Source organism: Azospira sp. I09 (assembly GCF_009177135.1).
Taxonomy (GTDB): Bacteria; Pseudomonadota; Gammaproteobacteria; order Burkholderiales; family Rhodocyclaceae; genus Azospira; species Azospira oryzae.
The window spans coordinates 271418-294166 of the sequence record NZ_AP021844.1 but is presented as its reverse complement, the minus strand read 5'-3'; the positions used below and the strand labels follow the sequence as shown (position 1 = coordinate 294166).

At 64.3% G+C, this 22749-nt stretch carries 20 protein-coding genes; 15 read left to right on the top strand and 5 right to left on the bottom strand.

Going from position 1 to position 22749, the window contains the following annotated elements:
* Positions 1-41: 41 nt before the first annotated feature.
* The 3 genes from trxC to AZSP09_RS01355 all read left to right on the top strand — a co-directional run bounded on the left by trxC (position 42) and on the right by AZSP09_RS01355 (position 3279).
* Entirely contained in the window at positions 42-485 is a 444-nt protein-coding gene (trxC, locus tag AZSP09_RS01365) for a thioredoxin TrxC (protein WP_130458772.1), read from the top strand.
* Between the two features lie 65 nt (positions 486-550).
* Complete coding sequence (locus AZSP09_RS01360) at positions 551-1618, top strand: FG-GAP repeat domain-containing protein (RefSeq protein ID WP_130458773.1); 1068 nt, start codon at positions 551-553, stop codon at positions 1616-1618.
* A gap of 41 nt (positions 1619-1659) precedes the next feature.
* Positions 1660-3279 carry a methyl-accepting chemotaxis protein gene (locus AZSP09_RS01355; protein WP_014238092.1) on the top strand — a complete coding sequence of 540 codons (1620 nt, stop codon included), beginning with the start codon at positions 1660-1662 and terminating at the stop codon, positions 3277-3279.
* 88 nt (positions 3280-3367) lie between these two features.
* Here AZSP09_RS01355 and AZSP09_RS01350 read toward each other — a convergent pair whose 3' ends face one another.
* Entirely contained in the window at positions 3368-4765 is a 1398-nt protein-coding gene (locus AZSP09_RS01350; protein ID WP_152088941.1) for a protein kinase domain-containing protein, read from the bottom strand.
* A 145-nt stretch (positions 4766-4910) separates the two neighbouring features.
* Here AZSP09_RS01350 and grpE point away from each other — a divergent pair, with 145 nt between their 5' ends.
* The 4 genes from grpE to AZSP09_RS01330 all read left to right on the top strand — a co-directional run bounded on the left by grpE (position 4911) and on the right by AZSP09_RS01330 (position 10064).
* Entirely contained in the window at positions 4911-5468 is a 558-nt protein-coding gene (grpE, locus tag AZSP09_RS01345) for a nucleotide exchange factor GrpE (protein ID WP_014238094.1), read from the top strand.
* A gap of 141 nt (positions 5469-5609) precedes the next feature.
* Positions 5610-7541, top strand: coding sequence for a molecular chaperone DnaK (gene dnaK, locus AZSP09_RS01340; protein ID WP_152088940.1), 1932 nt, complete (start codon positions 5610-5612; stop codon positions 7539-7541).
* 98 nt (positions 7542-7639) lie between these two features.
* Entirely contained in the window at positions 7640-8779 is a 1140-nt protein-coding gene (dnaJ, locus tag AZSP09_RS01335; protein WP_014238096.1) for a molecular chaperone DnaJ, read from the top strand.
* Positions 8780-8918: 139 nt separating this feature from the next.
* Positions 8919-10064 (top strand): ABC transporter substrate-binding protein, encoded by a 1146-nt coding sequence (locus tag AZSP09_RS01330; RefSeq protein WP_152088939.1) that lies wholly within the window; start codon positions 8919-8921, stop codon positions 10062-10064.
* 98 nt (positions 10065-10162) lie between these two features.
* Here the strand turns inward: AZSP09_RS01330 and cysS are convergent, their stop codons facing one another.
* Positions 10163-11539, bottom strand: a complete 1377-nt coding sequence (gene cysS, locus AZSP09_RS01325) for a cysteine--tRNA ligase (protein ID WP_152088938.1) — start codon at positions 11537-11539, stop codon at positions 10163-10165.
* A gap of 274 nt (positions 11540-11813) precedes the next feature.
* Between cysS and AZSP09_RS01320 the strand changes: the two genes are divergently transcribed.
* The 8 genes from AZSP09_RS01320 (at position 11814) to recQ (ending at position 19757) form a co-directional block, all read left to right on the top strand.
* The gene (locus AZSP09_RS01320) at positions 11814-12977 is read left to right on the top strand and encodes a nuclear transport factor 2 family protein (RefSeq protein WP_014238099.1); all 1164 of its coding nucleotides are present in this window, start codon (positions 11814-11816) and stop codon (positions 12975-12977) included.
* A complete protein-coding gene (locus AZSP09_RS01315; protein ID WP_130458777.1) occupies positions 12977-14278 on the top strand; it encodes a L,D-transpeptidase family protein in 1302 nt (433 codons plus the stop codon). The genes AZSP09_RS01320 and AZSP09_RS01315 overlap by 1 nt, the downstream gene beginning before the upstream one ends.
* The gene (locus tag AZSP09_RS01310; protein ID WP_152090809.1) at positions 14278-14853 is read left to right on the top strand and encodes a peptidylprolyl isomerase; all 576 of its coding nucleotides are present in this window, start codon (positions 14278-14280) and stop codon (positions 14851-14853) included. The genes AZSP09_RS01315 and AZSP09_RS01310 overlap by 1 nt, the downstream gene beginning before the upstream one ends.
* A 110-nt stretch (positions 14854-14963) precedes the next feature.
* Entirely contained in the window at positions 14964-15455 is a 492-nt protein-coding gene (locus AZSP09_RS01305; protein ID WP_014238102.1) for a peptidylprolyl isomerase, read from the top strand.
* A gap of 48 nt (positions 15456-15503) precedes the next feature.
* A complete protein-coding gene (locus AZSP09_RS01300) occupies positions 15504-16262 on the top strand; it encodes a UDP-2,3-diacylglucosamine diphosphatase (RefSeq protein WP_152088937.1) in 759 nt (252 codons plus the stop codon).
* 286 nt (positions 16263-16548) lie between these two features.
* Positions 16549-16827: a hypothetical protein gene (locus tag AZSP09_RS01295; RefSeq protein ID WP_152088936.1), complete on the top strand. Its 279-nt coding sequence runs from the start codon at positions 16549-16551 to the stop codon at positions 16825-16827.
* Between the two features lie 9 nt (positions 16828-16836).
* Positions 16837-17802 (top strand): TerC family protein, encoded by a 966-nt coding sequence (locus tag AZSP09_RS01290; RefSeq protein WP_014238105.1) that lies wholly within the window; start codon positions 16837-16839, stop codon positions 17800-17802.
* Between the two features lie 122 nt (positions 17803-17924).
* Complete coding sequence (gene recQ / locus AZSP09_RS01285) at positions 17925-19757, top strand: DNA helicase RecQ (protein WP_152088935.1); 1833 nt, start codon at positions 17925-17927, stop codon at positions 19755-19757.
* A 120-nt stretch (positions 19758-19877) separates the two neighbouring features.
* Here recQ and AZSP09_RS01280 read toward each other — a convergent pair whose 3' ends face one another.
* From AZSP09_RS01280 to AZSP09_RS01270, 3 genes are all read right to left on the bottom strand, one after another.
* Positions 19878-20519 (bottom strand): HD domain-containing protein, encoded by a 642-nt coding sequence (locus AZSP09_RS01280; protein ID WP_152088934.1) that lies wholly within the window; start codon positions 20517-20519, stop codon positions 19878-19880.
* Positions 20520-20537: 18 nt separating this feature from the next.
* Positions 20538-21227 carry a hypothetical protein gene (locus AZSP09_RS01275; RefSeq protein ID WP_152088933.1) on the bottom strand — a complete coding sequence of 230 codons (690 nt, stop codon included), beginning with the start codon at positions 21225-21227 and terminating at the stop codon, positions 20538-20540.
* A 206-nt stretch (positions 21228-21433) separates the two neighbouring features.
* Positions 21434-22747: an FAD-dependent oxidoreductase gene (locus tag AZSP09_RS01270; protein WP_152088932.1), complete on the bottom strand. Its 1314-nt coding sequence runs from the start codon at positions 22745-22747 to the stop codon at positions 21434-21436.
* Positions 22748-22749 lie beyond the last annotated feature (2 nt).

Below are 22749 nucleotides of genomic sequence, written 5' to 3'. Positions count from 1 at the left end.
CCGCGTCTCCATATTAGACAAGTCTAATCAAGGAGCTCGCCATGGCCGCCCCCGAATCCCTGCACCTGGTCTGCCCCCACTGCCAGGCCGTCAATCGCCTGCCCACCCAGCGCCTGACCGAACAGCCCACCTGCGGCCGCTGCAAGGCAGCGCTGTTCACCGGCGAGCCCCTGGCAGTGACCAGCGCCGCCCTGGAGGCCCACCTGGGCCGCTCCGACCTGCCCCTGCTGGTGGATTTCTGGGCCCCCTGGTGCGGCCCCTGCCGCATGATGGCTCCCGCCTTCGCCCAGGCGGCCCGGCAACTGGAACCCCATTACCGCCTGCTCAAGCTGGATACGGAAGCCGAACCGGCCATGGCCGCCCGCTTCGGCATCCGCAGCATTCCCACCCTGGCCCTCTTCCGCGGCGGCCGGGAAGTGGCCCGCCAGGCCGGCGCCATGGATGCAGCCAACCTGATCCGCTGGCTGCGCAGCGTGGATGTGTAGAAACGCCTCAACCTTTGCTTCGGGAGGCCGTAGACGAGGTAGCCACCCGCCACCCGGAGCCTCCCATGAAAATCGCCTCTGCCGACGTCCAGATGGCCGCCAGCCACGCCAGCCTGCAACACCATGAAGTCAGCGAAAGCCTGCGCGTCTGGGTCGGCGACCGGCGACCCGACTTCGAAGGCAACGGCGACTTGGCGACAGCCTCCCCGACATCGCCGGCCACCAGCGTCAGCCTGTCCCCGGAAGCCCTGGCGGCCCAGGCCCAGGACGGGGTGGAGGCTGCCGGCGCCAAGGCCGAAGAGACGCTGGACCCCAAGCTGGCCCTGCTCAAGACCCTGATCGAGTACTTCACCGGCCGCAAGATCGAGCTCCTCAGCCAGACCGATCTCAGCGCCGAAACGGGCACGCTTGCGGCCGGCCAGGCAGCGGGCGGCGTACCGGCCGACGCAGCACCGGCCAAGGCCGGCTACGGGGTGGAATACGACCACCACGAGTCCTACACGGAAATGGAGCAGACCACCTTCTCCGCCCAGGGGGTGGTGCGCACCAGCGACGGCAAGGAAATCAGCTTCGACCTCAACCTGGCCATGAGCCGGCTCTACCACGAGGAAAGCAGCGTCAGCCTCCGCGCCGGCGATGCGGTGAAGAAGGACCCCCTGGTGCTCAATTTCGCCGGCACCGCCGCCCAGCTGACCGACCAGCGCTTCGCCTTCGACATCGACAGCGACGGCAAGGACGACATGATCAACTTCACCAGCGGCGGCAGCGGTTTCCTGGTTTTCGACAAGGACGGCAACGGCAGCGCCACGGACGGCGGCGAGCTGTTCGGCACCCGCAGCGGCGACGGCTTTGCCGAACTGGCCGCCTACGACGCCGACCGCAACGGCTGGATCGACGAGAACGACCCCATTTTCGAACAGTTAAGAATCTGGATCAAAGACGGGGCTGGCCGGGACCAGCTACTTTCCCTGGCAGACAAGGGCGTGGGCGCCATCGGCCTGCAACATCTGGCCACCCCCTTCGAGGTGAAGACGGCGCAGAACCGGCTACAGGCTTCAGTGCTGGCTTCCGGCGTGTTTTTACAGCAGAATGGAGGCGTTGGCTCGATCCAACAACTGGACTTGACTGTATAGCGGCAGGACCGACAAATTAAAGCCGAGGACCAAGGGAGATTATGGCTCGTATCGCCGATTTGAAAATCTGGGTGCGCCTCACCGCAGCCATCTGGTTCATGCTCATTGCCGTATGGACAGGCATGATCGTCTGGGAATCCGAAGTCAATCGGGAAACAGCCATCGGCCAAGCCAAGGATTTTGCCGGCAGCATCCACGAAATGACCATGGCCGGCCTCACCGGCATGATGATCACCGGCACCGTCGGCCAGCGCGAAGTCTTCCTCGACCAGATCAAACAGCTCTCCGTCATCAAGGACCTGCACGTGGTCCGCGGCGAAGCCGTGAGCAAGATTTTCGGCCCCGACACCAAGGACAAACGTCCCATGGACAGCATCGAGCAACAGGCGATGCAGAGCGGCAAGGCCTATACCGCCGTGCATGAAGAAAACGGCGCCACCTATCTGCGGGTGGTCACCCCCACCCTGGCTTCCACCAACTACCTGGGCAAGAACTGCATCATGTGCCACCAGGTGCCGGAAGGGTCCGTCCTCGGACTGGTCAGCATGAAGGTTTCCCTCGACAAGGTGGACGCCGAGGTCAACGCCTTCCGCCTGAAGATCGCTGCCGCCGCCTTCGGTGCCAGCCTGCTGCTGCTGGCGGTGATCTACCTGTTCATCCGTCACTTCGTCACCATTCCCATCGAGCATCTGACCCACGGCCTGCAGGACATCGCCACCGGCGAAGGGGATCTCACCCGCCGCCTGGAAGTGAAGGGCCGGGATGAAGTGGGCCTGGCCGCCACCGTCTTCAATCAGGTGATGGAGAACTTCTCCACCCTGGTGCGCCAGGTCAGCCAGTCCGCCACCGAGGTTTCCGCCAAGGCCCATGCCCTGGCCCAGAGCGCCTCCCAGGTGGCCGACGGCTCCCACCAGCAGAACGAGAAATCCGTCACTGCCGCCTCCGCCGTGGAACAGATGGTGTCGTCCATCGCCGCCATTTCCCAGAGCGCCGAGCACGTGCAACAGCAGTCCCAGGAAAGCCTGAAGCGCTCCGAGGAAGGCAACAAGAGCCTGGGCCACCTGCTCGAGGAAATGAACAACGTGGAACAGACGGTCAAGGAAATGGCCGAGTCGGTGAATGAGTTCGTGCGCAACACCGACGCCATCAACAAGATGACCCAGGAAGTGAAGGACATCGCCGAGCAGACCAACCTGCTGGCCCTCAATGCTGCCATCGAGGCGGCCCGGGCCGGCGAGCAGGGCCGGGGCTTCGCCGTGGTGGCCGACGAGGTGCGCAAACTGGCCGAGAAGTCCTCCCGCTCCGCCAGCGAGATCGATGCCATCACCGAAACCCTCTCGGCCCAGTCGGTCAATGTGCGGCGGGCCATCGAAGAGGGCCTGGGCCACCTGTCCTCCAGCCAGGCTTCGGTCACCAACGTGGCCGACATCCTGCAGGCCGCCAACGGCTCCGTCACCGAAGTGGGCCACGGCCTGGATGCCATCGCCGGCGCCACCGACGAGCAGCGTCGGGTCAGCGGCGAAGTGGCGGACAGCATCGAGGCCATCGCCGCCATGGCCCGGGAAAACAACGAATCCGTGGAGCAGACGGCTGCCGCCGCCCAGTCCTTGGAAGCCCTGGCCGATTCCCTGCAGAACACGGTGGGTCGCTTCAAGGTCTGATCCCGGACCGCCCACAAAAAACGCCCGGCAGGCACCAAGCCTCCGGGCGTTTTCTTTTGTTGCGGCGCTGCCGGCGGCGGTCAATCCGCTATTCGATGGGCGGCAGCAATTCCAGGTCGCAGTCGAGCTCGGCGTAATCAACGCCGCCGCTGCGGGCACCGCCCCCCTCCACCGCCTTGTCGCCGAAGCGGGCCAGGATCTTGTCCGCCTCCCGCAGCCGCTCCACCACCCGGGCCATGAGGGCACGGCGCATGCGCTCGATCAGCTCTTCCGAGGCCAGTTCCAGGGCCGGGCCGCTGACCTCGAGGAAGACGGTGGACTCCAGGGTGACCACGCTGGCACTGCGCTCCGGGCTTTCCGGATGCAGGTAGGCCATTTCCCCCAGCACCTCGCCGGCCCCCAGGCGACAGATGGCGCGTCCGTCCCGGGAGACTTCGGCATAGCCGCTGACGATGATGCCGAAGCGCCGGTCCTCGTCCCCTTCCCGCATCAACTTCACCTTGGGCGCAATCTCGCGCCAGATGCTGATGCGCAGCACCTCCCACAGTTCCACATCCTCGAAGCTGGCGAAGAAGGGCAGCTGCCGCAGCCGGTCGAAGCGGACCATGTCCCGGGCCGTGTCGTCCTCGTCCAGAATCTGGTAGCGGACGGTGGACAGGTCCTTGGCGAAGTCGGCCCCGTTGCGGTAGCGGCTGTAAAGGTCCTTCTCCAGGGCCCGGCGGATGATGCCGTCCATGGCCTCCGGAATGGCCGGATTGAGGGCGCAGACCGAGGGCGTATCCATGTTCACGATCTTGTACATGAGGGCTGCCGACGTGGGGGCCCGGAAAGGCGTGCGGCCGGTAAGCAACTGGAACAGCACCACCCCGAGGGAATAGAGGTCGGTCTTGTGGTTGAGGGGATAACCCTTGACCTGCTCCGGCGACATGTAGGCCGGCGAACCCACTCCCATGACGAAGGTGGAATCCTTGCCCACGTCCTTCTGCAGATTCAGGGCCAGGCCGAAATCGGTGATCTTGGGATCGTCGTCGGCATCGATGAGGATGTTGGCCGGCTTGATGTCCCGGTGCACCACCCCCTGGCGGAAGGCGTAGTCCAGGGCCAGGCAGCACTTGAAGATGATGCCCACCACCCGGTGCATGGGCAACAGGCGGTCGATGGCGCAGAACTGGTCCAGGGGCGTGCCATTCACGTACTCCATGACCATGTAGGTGCGCTGCTCCCCATTGACCTCTTCCATCACCGCGTCGAAAACCCGGGTGATGTGGGGATGGTCCAGGCGCCGGGCAATGCTGCCCTCAGTCTGGAACAGCTTCAGCAGGCGCCGCGAGAGGGCCGCATTCTCCCCCCCCAGGCGCATCAGCTTGAGCGCCACCTGACGGCGCGACTCGTCCACGGCCTGCGGGTCCCGGGCCAGATAGACGATGGAGGTGGCTCCCCGTCCCAGTTCCCGGACGACTTCATAGCGGCCGATGCGTTCCGGCATGGTTCAGTCCCCGCAAGGCGTTTTGGTCTGCATCGGCAGATGCTAGCAAAGCCCCGACGGAGGCCGGCGGAAATTAATCACGCCCCGGGGCTTGAAATCCCCGAGAGCGCCCCCACGTGGAGAAAAGTTTTTCCGGAGAATCCCCATGCAAGATCAAAACAAGCCTCAGGAACCCCTGGAACTGGGCGGCGATGCCAATGCCCCCGAATCCGTGGCCCAGCCCGCTGCAGGCCAGACCGACACCACCCCGAGCCTGGAAGAGCTGCTGCGCCAGGCCGAACTGAACGCCCAGGAACACCACGACGCCTGGCTGCGGGCCAAGGCCGAGACCGAGAACATGCGTCGCCGGGCCCAGGAAGACATTGCCAAGGCCTCCAAGTTCGCCATCGAGAAATTCGCCGAGAGCCTGCTGCCGGTGAAGGACACCCTGGAAATGGCCCTGGCCGACACCAACCCCGACTCCCTGCGGGTCGGCGTGGACATGACCCTGAAGAACCTCCTCTCCGCCTTCGAGAAATCCGGCGTCAAGGAAGAGAACCCGGTGGGCCAGAAGTTCGACCCCAACAAGCACCAGGCCATCGGCATGGTGGAGTCCGAGCAGGAACCCAACACCGTGGTGAATGTGCTGCAAAAGGGCTACCTCATCGCCGACCGGGTGCTGCGCCCGGCCATGGTCATGGTCGCCAAGGGCAAGGACGCCTGATTTTCGGCAAAAAAGGCTGGAAACAGCCTTGAAATAGCCGACCCCACCCCCATTTGGGGTGCAGAAAGCAATTCGTATTGATTCCGGCGGGTGCGCCGGGCCGAAGGCCCCCACCGCCGCCACTCTGAAAGGACACGAAACATGGGCAAGATCATCGGTATCGACCTGGGCACCACCAACTCCTGCGTCGCCATCATGGAAGGCGGCCAGCCCAAGGTCATCGAAAACTCCGAAGGCACCCGCACCACCCCCTCCATCGTCGCCTATGCCGAAGACGGTGAAGTGCTGTGCGGCGCCCCCGCCAAGCGCCAGGCCGTGACCAACCCGCGCAACACCCTGTTCGCGGTGAAGCGCCTGATCGGTCGCCGCTTCGAAGAGAAGGAAGTGCAGAAGGACATCGCCCTGATGCCCTACAAGATCGTCAAGGCCGACAACGGTGATGCCTGGGTGGAGGTGCGCGACAAGAAGATCGCCCCGCCCCAGGTTTCCGCCGAAGTGCTGCGCAAGATGAAGAAGACCGCCGAGGACTACCTGGGCGAGGAAGTGACCGAGGCCGTCATCACCGTGCCCGCCTACTTCAACGACAGCCAGCGCCAGGCCACCAAGGACGCCGGCCGCATCGCCGGTCTGGAAGTGAAGCGCATCATCAACGAACCCACTGCCGCGGCCCTGGCCTTCGGCATGGACAAGAAGCAGGGCGACAAGAAAATCGCCGTGTATGACCTGGGTGGCGGCACTTTCGACATCTCCATCATCGAAATCGCCGAAATCGACGGCGAGCACCAGTTCGAAGTGCTGTCCACCAACGGCGACACCTTCCTCGGCGGCGAAGACTTCGACCAGCGCCTGATCGACTACATCGTCACCGAATTCAAGAAGGAACAGGGCGCCGACCTGTCCAAGGACGTGCTGGCCCTGCAGCGCCTGAAGGAAGCCGCCGAAAAGGCCAAGATCGAGCTGTCCTCCTCCCAGCAGACCGAAATCAACCTGCCCTACATCACCGCTGACGCTTCCGGTCCCAAGCACCTGACCCAGAAGATCACCCGGGCCAAGTTCGAATCCCTGGTGGACGACCTGGTGGAACGCACCATCGCTCCCTGCGCCACCGCGCTGAAGGATGCCGGCATCAAGGTCAGCGACATCGACGACGTGATCCTGGTGGGCGGCCAGTCCCGCATGCCCAAGGTGCAGGACAAGGTGAAGGAGTTCTTCGGCAAGGATCCCCGCAAGGACGTGAACCCGGACGAAGCCGTGGCCGTCGGCGCTGCCATCCAGGGCGGCGTGCTGCAGGGTGAAGTGAAGGACGTGCTGCTGCTGGACGTGACTCCCCTGTCCCTGGGTATCGAAACCCTGGGCGGCATCATGACCAAGCTGATCCAGAAGAACACCACCATCCCGACCAAGGCCAGCCAGGTCTTCTCCACCGCCGACGACAACCAGAACGCCGTGACCATCCACGTGCTGCAGGGTGAGCGGGAAGTGGCTTCCGGCAACAAGAGCCTGGGCCAGTTCAACCTGTCCGACATCCCGCCGGCCCCCCGCGGCATGCCCCAGATCGAAGTCACCTTCGACATCGACGCCAACGGCATCCTGCACGTCTCCGCCAAGGACAAGGCCACCGGCAAGGAAAACAAGATCAAGATCCAGGCCTCCTCCGGCCTCTCCGAGGAAGAAGTGCAACGCATGGTGCGCGATGCCGAGCTGCACGCCGAAGAGGACAAGAAGGTCCATGAGCTGGCCGATGCCCGCAACCAGGCCGACGGCATGGTGCACATGACCAAGAAGTCCCTGACCGAGTACGGCAAGGAGCTGTCCGACGAGGAAAAGGCCGCCATCGAAGCCGCCATCAAGGAAGTGGAAGACGCCGTGCGCGGCACCGACAAGGCCGAGATCGAAGCCAAGACCCAGGCCCTGGCCGCCGCCGCCCAGAAGCTGGGCGAGAAGATGTACGCCCAGCAGCAGGCTGCCGGCGGCGCCCCCGGTGCCGAAGCCGGTGCAGCTTCCGGCGGCGAGAAGACCGTGGAAGGCGACGTGGTGGATGCCGAGTTCACCGAGGTGAAGGACAAGAAGTAATCTCCTCTTCCGGTCCGACCATGGGTCGCAAGGACGTGCAAAGCCAGGCCGGAAGGCCCCTTTGCACGCTTTGCGGCCATGCCTTTTAGAGAGCTGAAATGGCAAAAAAAGATTTTTACGAAGTCCTCGGCGTCAATCGGGATGCCAGCGACGACGAGATCAAGAAGGCCTACCGCAAGCTGGCCATGAAATTCCATCCGGACCGCAATCCGGATAACCCCAAGGCCGAAGAGCAGTTCAAGGAAGCCAAGGAAGCCTACGAGATCCTCTCCGACGGCCAGAAGCGGGCCGCCTACGACCAGTACGGCCACGCCGGGGTTGATCCCCAGGCCGGCGGCTTCGGCGGGGGCGGTGGCTTTGGCGGCGGCGGTTTCGGCGATGCCTTCGCCGACATCTTCGGCGACATCTTCGGCGGCCGTGCCGGCGGTGGCGGCGGCGGCCGTTCCAACATCTACCGCGGCGCCGATCTGCGCTACAACCTGGAAATCAGCCTGGAGCAGGCGGCCAAGGGGACGGAAACCAAGATCCGCATCCCCACCATGGAAGTCTGCGACACCTGCAGCGGCTCCGGCGCCAAGAGCGGCACCCAGCCCAAGACCTGCCCCACCTGCCAGGGCAGCGGCCAGGTACGGCTGCAGCAGGGCTTCTTCTCCATCCAGCAGACCTGTCCCAAGTGCCACGGCACCGGCCGCATCATTCCCGACCCCTGCGGCACCTGCCACGGCGCCGGCCGGGTCAAGCAGCACAAGACCCTGTCGGTGAAGATTCCGGCCGGGGTGGACGAAGGCGATCGCATCCGGCTTGCCGGCGAAGGGGAACACGGCGTCAATGGCGGCCCCCCGGGCGACCTTTACGTGCAGATCCACCTCAAGGCCCACTCCGTCTTCCAGCGGGACCACAACGACCTGCATTGCGAGATGCCCATCAGCTTCACCACCGCCGCCCTGGGCGGGGAAATCGAAATCCCCACCCTGGACGGTGCCGCCAAGATCAAGATCCCGGCGGAAACCCAGTCGGGCAAGGTCTTCCGCCTGCGCGGCAAGGGCATCAAGGGCGTGCGCAGCCATGTGCACGGCGACCTGCTGTGCCACGTGGTGGTGGAAACCCCGGTCAATCTCACCGAGCGCCAGAAGGAACTGCTGCGGGAACTGGAGGAGATCAGCCAGGGCGATTCCGCCAACCACAATCCGAAAGCCCAGAGCTGGATGGACAAGGTGAAGGATTTCTTCGGGCAGTAGTCCCGGAGACAAACCAGGGCGGCCTCCGGGCCGCCTTTTTTTCGGGCCGCAAAGCCAGGCGGCGTCTTGCAATCCGGCCCGACCAATGCCATAGTCCTCCCCCACAACACACCACAAAATGACGCTCAAGGAGGGAAAAATGAAGCGCTTTCGTCACCGTCTGGCATCCCTGTTAATGGCCTCCTGCGCCCTGCTGTCCGGCGCCGCCATGGCAGAGAACGGGGTCACCGACAGCACCATCACCCTCGGCATGTCCGCCCCCTTCTCCGGCCCCAACGGCATCTACGGCACGGAAATGCGGGAAAGCATCACCGCCTACTTCGAGCAGATCAACAAGGGCGGCGGCATCAACGGCCGCAAGCTGGAACTGGTTTCCCTGGACGACGGCTACGAGACCGACCGGGCCGTGGCCAATACCAAGAAGCTGATCCACGACGAAAAGGCCTTCGCCCTGCTGGCCTTCTACGGCTCCTCCCCCACCACTGCCGCCATGGAAGTGTTCTCCGGCGCCAAGGTACCCCTGGTGGGCACCATCTCCGGCGCCGAAACCCTGCGCAACCCGGTGAACCGCTACATGTTCAACGTGCGCGCCAGCTATGCCAACGAAACCGATGCCATCGTCAGCCAGCTGGCCTCCCTCGGCCTGAAGAACATCGCCGTCTTCTACCAGAACGACGGCTTCGGCAAGTCCGGCCTGGACGGCGTCACCGCCGCCCTGAAGAAGCACGGCCTGGCCCCCTCCGCCGTCGGCACCGTGGAACGCAATTCCCTGGACGTGGCCAAGGCGGTGGAAGCCATTTCCAAGGTCACGCCCCAGGCCGTGATCATGGTCACCCTGTACAAGCCCACCGCCGAGTTCGTGCGCCAGATGCGCAAGCACGGCCAGACCCCCCAGTTCATGACCCTCTCCCCGGTGGGCGCCGACCTGCTGGTGAAGGAACTGGGCAACGACGCCCGGGGCATCGGCATCTCCCAGGTCATGCCCTATCCCTGGAACGACTCCAACCCCCTGGTGCGGGAATACCGCAAGCTGATGACCACCATGGGCAAGCAGAGCCAGTCTCCCTACTACGGCGTCGAGGGCTATGCCATGGCCAAGGTCATGGTGGAAGGCATCAAGCGAGCCGGCAAGGACCTCACCCGGGACAAGCTGACCACGGCCCTGGAAAGCATGGGCAGCTATGACCTGGGCGGCTACCGGGTCAGCTACTCCACCAGCGACCACAACGGTTCCCGCTTCGTGGACCTGACGGTGATCGGCAACGGCGGCAAGGTCCTGCGCTAGACCGACCAAGCATAGAAAAAGCCCGCCGATGGCGGGCTTTTTTGTTTCCCCCGTTCCCGACGGGAGGCGGATACGAAAGAGCGGAAGACGGCCCGGCTTCAGGCCCGGCGCCAGGTGGTGCCCTGGGCGGAGTCCTCGAGCACGATGCCGGCAGCCAGCAGTTCGGCCCGCAGACGGTCGGCCTCGGCAAAGTTCTTCGCCTTCTTGGCATCGATGCGGGCCTGGATGCGGGCCTCGATCTCCGCCGGGCTGAGGCCATCGGCCGCATCCGGCGTGGCGCCCTGCAGGAAGGCCTGGGGATCGCGCTGCAGCAGCCCCAGCACCCCGGCCAGGGCCTTCAGCTGGGCCGCCACGGCTGAGTCCTTGCTGCGATTGGCCTCGTTAGCCAGGTCGAACAGCACCGCCAGGGCTTCCGGCGTGTTGAAGTCGTCGTCCATGGCCGCCTGGAAGCGCTGGGCATGGGCCTCGTTCCAGTCCACCGCCACCGCTTCCGCCGGCGCCGCCTTGAGGGCGGTGTACAACCGGGTCAGGGCCTGCCGGGCGTCGTCCAGATGGGCGTCGGAATAGTTGAGGGGGCTGCGGTAGTGGGCGCGCAGGATGAAGAAGCGCACCACTTCGGCGTCGTACTTCTTCAGCACGTCGCGGATGGTGAAGAAGTTGCCCAGGGACTTGGACATCTTCTCGTCGTCCACTCGCACGAAGCCGTTGTGCATCCAGTAATTGACGAAGGTGCAACCGTGGGCCCCTTCGGACTGGGCAATCTCGTTCTCGTGATGGGGGAACTGCAGGTCCTGGCCGCCGCCGTGGATGTCGAAATGCTTGCCCAGCAAATCGGAGCTCATGGCCGAGCACTCGATGTGCCAGCCGGGACGGCCGGCACCCCAGGGGGATTCCCAGGCGGGCTCGCCTGCCTTGGCGTGCTTCCACAACACGAAGTCCAGGGGGTCCTGCTTGGCCGAATCCACCTCGACCCGTTCGCCGGCCCGCAGGTCGTCCAGGGACTTGCCGGAGAGGCGGCCGTAACCGGGGAACTTGCGCACCGAGAAATTCACGTCGCCGTCGGCGGCCTTGTAGGCCAGGCCGTTGGCTTCCAGCTGGCCGATGAGACCCAGCATCTGGGGCACGTACTCGGTGGCCCGGGGTTCGTGGGTGGGCTTCTGCACGCCCAGGGCGGCGGCATCCTCATCCATGGCCGCGATGAAACGGTCGGTCAGCTGGCCGATGGTCTCGCCGTTTTCCACGGCCCGGCGGATGATCTTGTCGTCGATGTCGGTGATGTTGCGGACGTAGGTCACGTCCAGACCGCTGGCCCGCAGCCAGCGATAGACGGCATCGAATACCACCAGCACCCGGGCGTGGCCCAGGTGGCAGAAATCGTAAACCGTCATGCCGCAGACATACATTTTCACCTTGCCGGCTTCAATGGGGACGAATTCCTGCTTTTCCCGGGCGATGGTGTTATAGATTTTCAGCATGGGCAGAAAGAAAAATGGGGATTATCGGATGGGCAAAAGAAAGGGCGGGAGCTTACCCGCCCGACGGCAGGCCTGGATACAAGCGGCAACTGCCGTGGAACCCGGGGGGCGGACGGCGCCGAAATTCACCAGGTCGATGGCCCGGCAACTTCGCTCCGGCGCCCTTCTTTGTTAGAATCGGGCAGTTTTGCGAAAAGCCTGAAAAAAGCCGTTCGGCGTTCGCTTCGGCATATGCAAAACACCGTCAAATCGTCCGAGAGAGTATAACACAACGATGGGTTCCCACTTTTCGCCAGCTGCCCGCCTGCCGCGCCATTCCAGCCGTTCCCGGCTGCTTCCGGCCCTGCTGATCGGCGCCCTGATCGGGCTCGGTTCCGCCAACATTTCCCTGGCGGCCGACGTTGCCATCACCGATATCCAGAAGATGGTCAGACAGGGACAGAACGCCCAGGCCCTGGAAAAAGTGGATGCCTACATCGCCACCCGTCCCAAGGACGCCCAGGGACGCTTCCTGCGCGGCATCATCCTCACCGAGCTGAATCGCAACAATGAGGCCATCGCGGTCTTCACCAAGCTCACCGAGGATTTCCCGGAACTGCCGGAGCCCTACAACAACCTGGCCGTGCTCTACGCCCAGCAGAAGCAGTACGACAAGGCCCGCACCGCCCTGGAAATGGCCATCCGCACCCATCCTTCCTACGCCGTGGCCCACGAGAACCTGGGCGACGTCTATGCCAAGCTGGCCAGCCAGGCCTACGACAAGGCGCTGCAACTGGACTCCTCCAATGCCCACGCCCAGTCCAAGCTGTCCCTGATCCGCGAAATGATCGGCTCTTCCCGGGCTCCCGGCGGCAAGGTACCCGCTGCCGCCGCGCCTGCTGCCGCTCCGACGCCAGCCCCTGCCCCGGCGCCTGCTGCCGCCCCGGCGCCGACCCCGGCTCCCGCCCCCGTCCCGGCCGCTGCTGCGGCCAAGGCACCGGAAGCGGCCAAGGGCACGCCGGCCAAGGTCACCGTGCTGGACAAGCCGGAGAAGGAAAAGCCCGCCGCCGAACCGGCCAAGGCCGAAAAGCCCGCTCCTGCAGCCGCCAAGGCCGAAGCCGCCGACGAAGGCGCCGTTACCAAGGCCGTGCAGAACTGGGCAGCTGCTTGGTCGCGCAAGGACGTGAAGGGCTATCTCTCCTTCTACGCCCCCGATTTCCAGGCCCCCGGCGGCAACCGCAAGGCCTGGGAGAAGGAACGGGCCAGCCGTATCGACAAGCCCGGCAAGCTGCAGGTATCGGTCGAGGACATCAAGGTCAGCCAGAACGGCGACAAGGCCACGGTGCGCTTCAAGCAGAATTACACCTCCGCCACGCTCAAATCCTCCGCCGCCAAGACCCTCGTGCTGCAGCGTAGCGGTGGCAAATGGCTGATCCAGCAGGAAAAAGTAGGTAGCTGATGTCCTTGATGTACACCCGGGGCAACTCCGGCCGGCGCTTCCGCCGCACCGTAGTTGCCCTGATCGTTTTGGTTGCCGCCGGCGCCGCCTGGAAGGCCAATGCCCTGTGGCGCTACAAGCACGGCAACGGCAGCAGCGAGGCCGACCTTTCCCTGCCGGCCGACGGCGCCACCTATTCCGATTCCGGCGCCGGCCTGCAAGGCCCGGAGCCCATGCTGGCGCGCATTTTCGACGAGATCGAACGCAACCGGCTGGACAAGGCCCTGGTCCTCACCGACACCCTGCTGGAGCGCTTTCCCAAGTTCCGCCTGGGCCACCTGATCAAGGGCGACCTGCTGCTGGCCCGTACCCGGCCCCTGGAAACCTTCGGCAACGCCCCCGGCGCCCCCCAGGACAAGCTGGCGGACCTGCGGGCCGAGGCCATGGTGCGTCTGCGCGGCTACAAGGACAAGCCCCAGGCCGACGCGGTGCCCCGCTACCTGATGCAGATGGTGCCGGAGCAGAAATACGCGGTGGTGGTGGACACCCAGAAGTCCCGGCTCTACCTCTACGAGAACGACCTGAAGGCCGGCCGCCCCCGCTTCGTCGCCGACTACTACATCACCCAGGGCAAGCTGGGCGCCGAGAAATTCCGCGAAGGCGACAAGAAGACCCCCATCGGCGTCTACCACGTCACCTCCAGCCTGCCCCGGGAGAAGCTGGCCGACCTCTACGGCAGCGGCGCCTTCCCCATCAACTACCCCAACGAGTGGGACAAGCAGCAGGGCCGCAACGGCCACGGCATCTGGCTGCACGGCACCCCCTCGGACACCTTCTCCCGCCCGCCCCGGGCCTCCGACGGCTGCGTCGTGCTGGCCAATCCGGACCTGGATGCCCTGGCCAAGAACCTGCAGGTGGGCCTGACCCCGGTGATCATCAGCAATTCCGTGGAATGGCTGTCCCTGGACGACTGGAACAAGGAACGGAACGAACTGAACAAGAAGATCGACGCCTGGCGGACCGACTGGGAGAGCAAGGATGTGGACAAGTTCCTCTCCCACTACTCCGCCAGCTTCAAGAACGGCCAGCAGAACCTGGCGGATTTCGCCCAGCAGAAGCGCCAGGTCAACGCCAGCAAGGAATGGATCAAGGTCAAGCTGACCGGCATGTCCATGTTCCGCGCCCCGGACAAGGAAGACTACGTGGTGGTCACCTTCGAACAGGACTACCGCAGCAACAACCTCAACAACCAGATGAAGAAACGCCAATACTGGGTGCGGGAAAACGGCACCTGGAAAATCATCTACGAAGGAGCCGCATGATGTTCAAATCCTTGCACCGCGCCGCCGCCGGCCTGCTGCTGGCCCTGGTCGCCCCCCTGGCCCTGGCCGCCAATCCCCAGGTGGAAATCCAGACCAACCAGGGGCGCATCGTCCTCGAGCTGTATGCGGACAAGGCGCCCAAGACCGTGGACAACTTCCTGCAATACACCAAGGACGGCTTCTACGACGGCACCATCTTCCACCGGGTCATCGACGGCTTCATGATCCAGGGTGGCGGCTTCACCCCGGACATGACCCAGAAGGCCACCCGGCCGCCCATCGAGAACGAGGCCAAGAACGGCCTGAAGAACGACATCGGCACCATCGCCATGGCCCGCACCAACAATCCCCACTCCGCCACGGCCCAGTTCTTCATCAACCTGGTGGACAACCGCAACCTGGACTACCCCTCCTTCGACGGCTGGGGCTACACCGTCTTCGGCAAGGTGCGCGAAGGCATCGACGTGGTGAAGAAAATCGGCCAGGTGCGCACCGGCAACCAGGGCGGACACCAGAACGTCCCCGCCTCCCCGGTGGTGATCCAGTCCGTCAAGCTGCTCCCGGAAAAGAAATAAACCCGGCGGGCCCGTCCCGCCGCCCTCACCCCCGGCCCCTCGTTGCGAGGGCGAGGGGCAATTCGGGCGTCGCCAGCGGCGGCGCCCACCCAGCATCGAAAGGCAAGCTCATGATCAAACTGCACACCAACTTCGGCGTCATCGGCCTGGAACTGGATGCCGAAAAGGCCCCGGAAACCGTGAAGAACTTCATTTCCTACGTGGAAGCCGGCCACTACGACAACACCATCTTCCACCGGGTCATCAACGGCTTCATGATCCAGGGCGGCGGCTTCGAGCCCGGCATGAAGCAGAAGGACACCCAGGCCCCGATCAAGAATGAGGCCGACAACGGCCTGAAGAACGACGTCTACACCATCGCCATGGCCCGCACCAACGATCCCCATTCCGCCACGGCCCAGTTCTTCATCAACGTCAAGAACAACGACTTCCTCAACCACACCTCCCCCTCCGCCAGCGGCTGGGGCTACTGCGTCTTCGGCAAGGTGGTCGAAGGCACCGAGGTTGTGGATCAGATCAAGGGCGTCAAGACCGGCCGCAGCGGCTTCCACCAGGACGTGCCGGTGGAAGACGTGATCATCGAACGCGCTGAAGTCGTCTAAGCAGCCCGCCATACCGGGGCGCGAGCCATCATCACACCCTCGCGCCCCATGCTCTACTTCATCTCCGACCTTCACCTCTCGCCGGCAGTCCCGGGCATCACCGCCCTCTTCCTCGACTTCCTGGCCTCCCTGCCCGGCCGCCAGGCCAGCAGCCTCTACATCCTCGGCGACTTCTTCGACCACTGGGTCGGCGACGACGACTGCACCGATCCCTACAACGCCCGCATCATCGCCGCCCTGCGCCAGGCCGCCGACCAGGGCATCGAACTCAATCTGCTGCACGGCAACCGGGACTTCCTCCTGGGTCAGGACTTCGCCACCGCCGCCGGCCTGCGCCTGCTGCCCGACCCCTATGTGCTGTCCGTGGTCACCTGGCAGTTCGTCCTCAGCCACGGCGACATCCTGTGCACCGACGACAGGGACTACCAGGACTTCCGCGCCCAGGTGCGCGGCGCGGCCTGGCAGGGCGAATTCCTGGCCAAGCCCCTGGCGGAACGCAAGGCCATCGCCGCCGCCCTGCGCCAGCGCTCCGAAGCCATCAAGGCGGAAAAGCGGGACGGCGCCGACTACCTGATGGACGTCAACGCCGCCACGGTGGAAGACTTCCTGCGCGACAACGGCTACGCCACCCTGATCCACGGCCACACCCACCGCCCGGACCGCCACGACCACATCGTGGACGGCATCCATTGCGAGCGCTGGGTCCTCGCCGACTGGCGCCAGGACGCCAGCCGGGCCTGGGGCGACTGCCTGGTGTGGGACGGCGAGACCCTGCAGCGGGAAAGCCTGCAACGTCCCCTGGCCTGATCCGCCACGGGGCGGCCTGCGTAATAACCACAAGCCCCTCGGGGTTGACCAAAGCGCCCATCCCCCGTAAATTCAACTCCGCGATCCCACGAAGGGGAGTAGCTGAACCGCCGGAAGTCGTCAGTACGGGAATGAAAGTTCCCCGGCCCGGTGGGTGGTTCCAGAGGCGCAACATCCAGAGCGCCGACGCAACCCAAGCGAGACCTTTGCCGCCAACGGCAAAGGTTTTTTGCGTTTACGGGCGGCGAGGATCGGTTAATCTCGATCTTATGCAAAAGGAACCGTCATGAAAAAGCTGCTCTCGCTCCTCTTCTTCAAGCTCCGTCTGGCTCTCCTGGCCGGCATCGGCCGCTTCGTCATCCTCCCCATTTTCAAGGCCCTCTTCTCAGCCATTGTCCGCCGCCTGGCGCGCCAGGCCGACGCCGTGCGCCGCGCCCAGGCAGAAGCGGAACCGGCCTTCGCGCCGGCCTACGCCCGGGCCTCCAGCGCTCCCCGCCAGCCCGTCACCCTGAACGGGGAATGGCGCCGCATCGACCCGGCCGGCGACCGCCGGCAGAACTGGTAAGGAGGCGCCATGGCTGAAAGCATCGGCAACCTGTGGTGGTGGGTCGGCTTTGCCGTCTTCGTCGTCGTCGCCATCGTGGTGGACCTGGTGGCCCTGGAAAAGAAGGGAGGCCGGGCCGTTACCGCCCGCCAGGCCCTGGCCTGGTCGGCCCTGTGGGTAAGCCTGGCCCTCATTTTCTGCGCCATCCTGTGGGGCTGGCTGGACCACAGCGTGGGCCGGGAAGTGGCCAACCTGAAGGCCACCGAGTTCCTCACCGGCTACCTGATCGAGAAATCCCTGTCGGTGGACAACATCTTCGTCTTCCTGATGATCTTCACCGCCTTCGTGGTACCGGCGGAGCAGCAGAAGAAGGCCCTCATCGTCGGCGTCATCCTGGCCGTGGTGCTGCGGGCCGTCATGATCCTCATCGGCGCCTGGCTGATTTCCCAGTTCAGCTGGATCCTCTACGTCTTCGGCGCCTTCCTGCTCGTCACCGGCATCAAGATGGCCCTGCCCGGCGAGCATGAGCCGGACATCGAACAGAATCCGGTGCTCAAGTGGATGCGCGGCCACCTGAAGATCCTGCCCCAGTACGATGGCGACCGGCTGTCGGTGTGGAAGGACGGGGTGCGCTGGTTCACGCCCCTGTTCGTGGTGGTGGTGCTGATCGGGGTCACCGACGTGATCTTCGCCGTGGATTCCATTCCGGCCATCTTCGCCGTGACCACGGACCCCTTCATCGTCATGACCTCCAACATCTTCGCCATCCTCGGCCTGCGGGCCCTGTACTTCCTGCTGGCGGACATGGCCTCCCGCTTCCACCTGCTCAAGTACGGTCTGGCCGCGGTGCTCTGCTTCATCGGCGTGAAGATGCTGATCGTCAAGTGGTTCCACATCCCGGTGTTCGTCTCCCTGGGCGCCGTGGCCGGCATCCTGGCGGTCTCCATCGTCGCCTCCCTGCTGCGGCCGGAGCAAGCCACGGCCGGGAACCGGTAGCAGGAGGGGCCTGGCTAGGCGTGCCGCCGCAGGCAGTACACGGAGTACGGCAAGGCGACACAACGACGCCAGGCACCTGCTGATGCCGGTTCCCCCCATGGGCCGTGAGATAATCGCGGCCCATGGAAACCAACACCCAAACCGCCGCCCTGGAAATCCTGCACCGGGTGTTCGGCTACACCGCCTTCCGCGGCAGCCAGGGCGACATCGTCGGCCACGTGGCCGACGGCGGCGACGCCCTGGTGCTGATGCCCACCGGCGGCGGCAAGTCCCTCTGCTACCAGATTCCCGCCCTGCTGCGCCACGGCTGCGGCCTGGTCATCTCGCCGCTGATCGCCCTGATGCAGGACCAGGTGGACGCCCTCACCCAGTTGGGCGTCAAGGCCGCCTACCTCAATTCCACCCTGGACTGGCAACAGGTGCAGGAAGTCGAACGGCGCGTCCTCAGCGGCGACCTGGACCTGCTCTACGTCGCCCCGGAACGCCTGCTCACCGACCGCTGCCTGTCCCTGCTGGACAAGCTGGAGGAGGACCAGCGCCTGGCCCTCTTCGCCATCGACGAGGCCCACTGCGTCTCCCAATGGGGCCACGACTTCCGCCCCGAATACCTGCAGCTCTCGGCCCTGCACAACCGCTACCCGGACGTGCCCCGCATCGCCCTCACCGCCACGGCCGACACCGCCACCCGGGAGGAAATGCGGGTACGCCTGGGGCTGACCGAAGCCAGAGTGTTCGTCGCCAGCTTCGACCGCCCCAACATCCGCTACCTCATCGTCGAGAAGGACAATCCCAGGAAGCAGCTGCTCGGCTTCCTCGCCGGCCACAAGGGCGAGGCCGGCATCGTCTACTGCCTGTCGCGCAAGAAGGTGGAAGAGACCGCCGCCTGGCTCACCAGCCAGGGCATCCCCGCCCTGCCCTACCACGCCGGCCTGCCGGCCGAGGTGCGGGCCGACAACCAGCGCACCTTCCTGCGGGAAGAAGGCATCACCATGGTGGCCACCATCGCCTTCGGCATGGGTATCGACAAGCCCGACGTGCGGTTCGTCGCCCACCTGGATTTGCCCAAGAGCCTGGAAGCCTACTACCAGGAAACGGGCCGGGCCGGCCGGGACGGCGAACCCGCCGAAGCCTGGATGGCCTACGGCCTGCAGGACGTGGTGCTGCAGCGATCCCGCATCGACGACTCCACCGCCCCGGAAGAACAGAAGCGCCTGGAGGCCCAGAAGCTCAACGCCCTGCTGGCCTACGCCGAATCCCCCCGCTGCCGCCGGGTGGTGCTGCTCGATTACTTCGGCGAGGCAAGCCAGCCCTGCAACAACTGCGACGTCTGCATCACCCCGCCGGAACTGTGGGACGGCACCGTGGCCGCCCAGAAGGCCCTCTCCGTGGTCTATCGCACCGGCCAGCGCTTCGGCGTGGTGCACCTCATCGACGTGCTGCGGGGCAAGGTCAGCGACAAGGTCAGGCAATGGGGCCACGATGCCCTGCCCACCTTCGGCGTCGGCAGCGACCTGGACGACGGGGCCTGGCGCGCCGTCTTCCGCCAGCTGGTGGCCGGCGGCATGCTCACCGCAGACCTGGCCGAACACGGCGCCATGAAGCTCACCGACGAAGCCCGCCCGGTCTTGAAGGGCGAACAGACCCTGCAGATGCGCCGTCATGTCGCACGCAAGAGCAGTGGCGGCGGCAAGAGCCGCAGCGAGCGGGCGCCGACCAAGCTGGACGACATGACCCTGGAAGACCAGTCCCTCTTCGAGGACCTGCGCCAGTGGCGCGCCGCCGCCGCCAAGGAACAGGGCGTGCCGGCCTACGTCATCCTGCACGACAAGACCCTCAAGGAACTGGCGGAAGAACGGCCCACCACCCGGGACCAGCTGATGAACATCTCCGGCATGGGCACAGCCAAGCTGGAACGCTACGGCGACGATTTGCTGGGGATCATCCGGGCGGTCTAAGCCCCTCGGGTTGCAGTAACGGTATTTAGGCCCCTGCCAGCTCAGGCAGGCAGGACGCCACTTTCCGCCATGACCATGCCTGGGAATGGCGCCCTTCCTGCCTCCCAGGCCATGCTGCTTTCAGGAATCTGAACCAGCACCCCACTCGGCGACGAAAGTCGCCTGGAACTGCCGCAGCCATTGCAACCGTTCCTCCCCCAGACGGTGCCCCGCCGCCGTCTGCATGGTGGCCGGCAGGGTCGCCAGCTTCACCTCGATATGGTCCAGGGCGTAGGCCCTGTCATCCAGTGCCCGCGCCGTACCCAGCGGGTCGCCCGCATGGGCCAGGGCCGACCCCAGGCGCCCCGCCGTATAGAACAGCCGGGCCAGCCCCACCGCCCCCAGGGCATCCAGCCGGTCCGCATCCTGGACGATCTTCGCTTCGATAGTGGTCGGCGCAATGCCTGCCGAAAAACTGTGGGCCTCGATGGCGTGAGCCACGGCCGCTAGCTTCTCATCCGGAAAATCCGCCTCCCTAAGTTTTGCCACCGCCAACTCCGCCGCCAGGGTCGAAGCCCGGGCCCGGTCCGGGTGATTCTTCGGCAGATTCACCAGATCGTGCAGGTAGCAGGCCGCCATCACCACCAAGGCATCGGCGTCGGGATGATCCCGCAACAGGGTCTGGGCGGTCTGCCAGACCCGGTGCAGGTGGTTGAGGTCGTGGGCGCCGTCTGAATCATCTTGATCGCTAATAAATCCACTTAATAATTCTAGCGGGAGCATTTTATATACAGATAATGTTTACAAACCGTACTCTCGTGCCGTAAAGAACCCACGCTCACCATTGATACCGATTACTAAACATTTAGTCTCTCCAGCTTTAGAAACTGGCTGAGAAATAATTCGAATACCATCAGGATTTGAAATTTCTGGAAGATTTAGAAAATCTGAACAGTCTTTAACTGGCTGAGACCTTCCCATCAGAATTTCAGCACGACGAACAGCGGCAGTTGCATCCAATGAAGCTAAAGAAGCCTGAAACCGAGCTTTAGATTCATCCTCATCTTTTTTCTTTGAGTAAATATTATAGAAAATAGCAATCCCCACAATACCAATTACAACCATCGGTAAAATTAATTGATTTAGATAACCACCTTTTTTTTCCACAAAAACAGCTTCTTTTTCTTGTTTCAATACAACATCAACTGGCTCTATATCATAGCTACAGAAGCGGCATTTAACGGCCTCGTTTTTAATCAACTCACCACATTTTGGGCAGGCTCGCCGTGACCGGTTCTCTTCTAACTTAGATTGCTGAGAAACCCCTGCCACATAAAGAATTATTCCTATCAAAACTAGCCCACCAGAGAACATCAAACACTCTTTACGCTTCTCTAACAAGCCAATATTATGAATTTTTTTACTTGGAATTCTAATTGCGTCTGGGCCGACTCCAATAACCGACTCATCCGTGGTTACAGTCGTTTCCATTCCATACCCATAGATACCGAGTAACACACCAATTATTACTATGAAAACTCCAATTTTTACCATAGAAAACACTCACGACAATAAGAAATAAAGTTAAATACCTTAAAAAGGTTCGTAGAAAAATTCACCTTATCGAACACCTACAGATCATTGTCATAATATACACAAGTAGCATAGAAGGTAAATTGGGCTTTAGAAACCTTAAGTTATTCCCCCTGCATCTCCCCCATCAGCGCCCCATGCCAGGCCAGTTCGTCCGCCGCCAGGTCCGGGTCCCGGTACTGGCGCAGGGTCTGGACGATGACACCGTCGCTGCGGAACTTGTACTGGGTGTCCATTAGCAGCACATCCAGGGGATCCGGGTTCACCGTGACGTAGCAGAGGTTGTCCGGCAGGGTCGGTTCTGCCGTTTTGCCGGCGGCCCGGGCGGCGATCTCTTTGGCGACGATGCGGCCCATGCGGTTGGCCACGTGGCCGCTCTTGGGGTAGTGGCCGAAGAGGGGCGAGACGGCGCCCACGGCGTCGCCGATGACGAAGATGCGCTCGTCGGCCCGGCTCTGCAGGCTGGGGCCGCGCACCTGGGCCCAGCCGTTGGTTTTGTCACCACTCTTGCCGTCGTCGTCCGGTCCCACCAGCCCGGCCTGCCAGGCGATGTCGCCGGCCTGCTGGGGCGGCATGAGGATGGCCTCGTCCCAGCCGAATTCGCCGGCGGCGGTGACGATGCGGCGGGCGCCCAGGTCCACCCGGCGCACCAGGGCGTGGGGCACGTAGTGGATGTGGTCCTTGAAGTATTCGTTGAAGACCTTGGCGTAGCCCGGGTTGGGCGGGTTGGCATCGAGCAGGGTGATGCGGGCGGGAATCTGGTTCCGCTGGAAGAGCCGGGCCAGCAGCACGGCCCGCTCGAAGGGGGCCGGCGGGCAGCGGTAGGGATAGGGCGGCACGGTCATCAGCAGGTCGCCGCCCTTGAAGGCGGCCAGCCGGGTCTTGAGGGCGGCGAATTCGGGCCCGGCGGTGTAGGCCGGGGCATGGCGGCTGCGGGCCAGGGCCGCGGCCTCCCGGCCGGCGGCATCGTCGCCGAACCAGGCGCTATAGTCGTGGCGGATGCCGGGGGAGAGGATCAGCCAGTCGTACTCCAGGTGCCCCTGGTTGGTGAGCACCTGGCGCCGGTCCCGGTCCACGCCGCTGACTTCGGCCTGGAGGAAGGTGTAGCCGAGGCGGCCGGCCACCTGGCGGTAGTCGAAGCTCAGGGCGGCGCCATCCGCCTGACCCACCAGCCAGTGGTTGCTGCGGGGGCAGGACCAGAAGGCGGGCAGCCGTTCCAGCAGTTCCACTTCCAGCTGGGGCGCCTCCTGGCGCAGATGGCGGGCGGCGGCGAGGCCGCCCCAGCCGCCGCCGACGATGAGCACCCGGCCACCCTTGCCCGGGACGGTTGCGGGGGCGGCGGCCCGCGCCAGGGGCATGGCGCCGAGGGCGCCCAGGGCGGCGGTGGCAGTGAGGAAGTGACGGCGGCTCGGCTTCATGG

Bases quoted from the DNA above. Each gene is read 5' to 3' on its own strand.
- trxC (WP_130458772.1), top strand. From the start codon at position 42: ATGGCCGCCCCCGAATCCCTGCACCTGGTCTGCCCCCACTGCCAGGCC.
- AZSP09_RS01360 (WP_130458773.1), top strand. From the start codon at position 551: ATGAAAATCGCCTCTGCCGACGTCCAGATGGCCGCCAGCCACGCCAGC.
- AZSP09_RS01355 (WP_014238092.1), top strand. From the start codon at position 1,660: ATGGCTCGTATCGCCGATTTGAAAATCTGGGTGCGCCTCACCGCAGCC.
- AZSP09_RS01350 (WP_152088941.1), bottom strand. From the start codon at position 4,765: ATGCCGGAACGCATCGGCCGCTATGAAGTCGTCCGGGAACTGGGACGG.
- grpE (WP_014238094.1), top strand. From the start codon at position 4,911: ATGCAAGATCAAAACAAGCCTCAGGAACCCCTGGAACTGGGCGGCGAT.
- dnaK (WP_152088940.1), top strand. From the start codon at position 5,610: ATGGGCAAGATCATCGGTATCGACCTGGGCACCACCAACTCCTGCGTC.
- dnaJ (WP_014238096.1), top strand. From the start codon at position 7,640: ATGGCAAAAAAAGATTTTTACGAAGTCCTCGGCGTCAATCGGGATGCC.
- AZSP09_RS01330 (WP_152088939.1), top strand. From the start codon at position 8,919: ATGAAGCGCTTTCGTCACCGTCTGGCATCCCTGTTAATGGCCTCCTGC.
- cysS (WP_152088938.1), bottom strand. From the start codon at position 11,539: ATGCTGAAAATCTATAACACCATCGCCCGGGAAAAGCAGGAATTCGTC.
- AZSP09_RS01320 (WP_014238099.1), top strand. From the start codon at position 11,814: ATGGGTTCCCACTTTTCGCCAGCTGCCCGCCTGCCGCGCCATTCCAGC.
- AZSP09_RS01315 (WP_130458777.1), top strand. From the start codon at position 12,977: ATGTCCTTGATGTACACCCGGGGCAACTCCGGCCGGCGCTTCCGCCGC.
- AZSP09_RS01310 (WP_152090809.1), top strand. From the start codon at position 14,278: ATGTTCAAATCCTTGCACCGCGCCGCCGCCGGCCTGCTGCTGGCCCTG.
- AZSP09_RS01305 (WP_014238102.1), top strand. From the start codon at position 14,964: ATGATCAAACTGCACACCAACTTCGGCGTCATCGGCCTGGAACTGGAT.
- AZSP09_RS01300 (WP_152088937.1), top strand. From the start codon at position 15,504: ATGCTCTACTTCATCTCCGACCTTCACCTCTCGCCGGCAGTCCCGGGC.
- AZSP09_RS01295 (WP_152088936.1), top strand. From the start codon at position 16,549: ATGAAAAAGCTGCTCTCGCTCCTCTTCTTCAAGCTCCGTCTGGCTCTC.
- AZSP09_RS01290 (WP_014238105.1), top strand. From the start codon at position 16,837: ATGGCTGAAAGCATCGGCAACCTGTGGTGGTGGGTCGGCTTTGCCGTC.
- recQ (WP_152088935.1), top strand. From the start codon at position 17,925: ATGGAAACCAACACCCAAACCGCCGCCCTGGAAATCCTGCACCGGGTG.
- AZSP09_RS01280 (WP_152088934.1), bottom strand. From the start codon at position 20,519: ATGCTCCCGCTAGAATTATTAAGTGGATTTATTAGCGATCAAGATGAT.
- AZSP09_RS01275 (WP_152088933.1), bottom strand. From the start codon at position 21,227: ATGGAAACGACTGTAACCACGGATGAGTCGGTTATTGGAGTCGGCCCA.
- AZSP09_RS01270 (WP_152088932.1), bottom strand. From the start codon at position 22,747: ATGAAGCCGAGCCGCCGTCACTTCCTCACTGCCACCGCCGCCCTGGGC.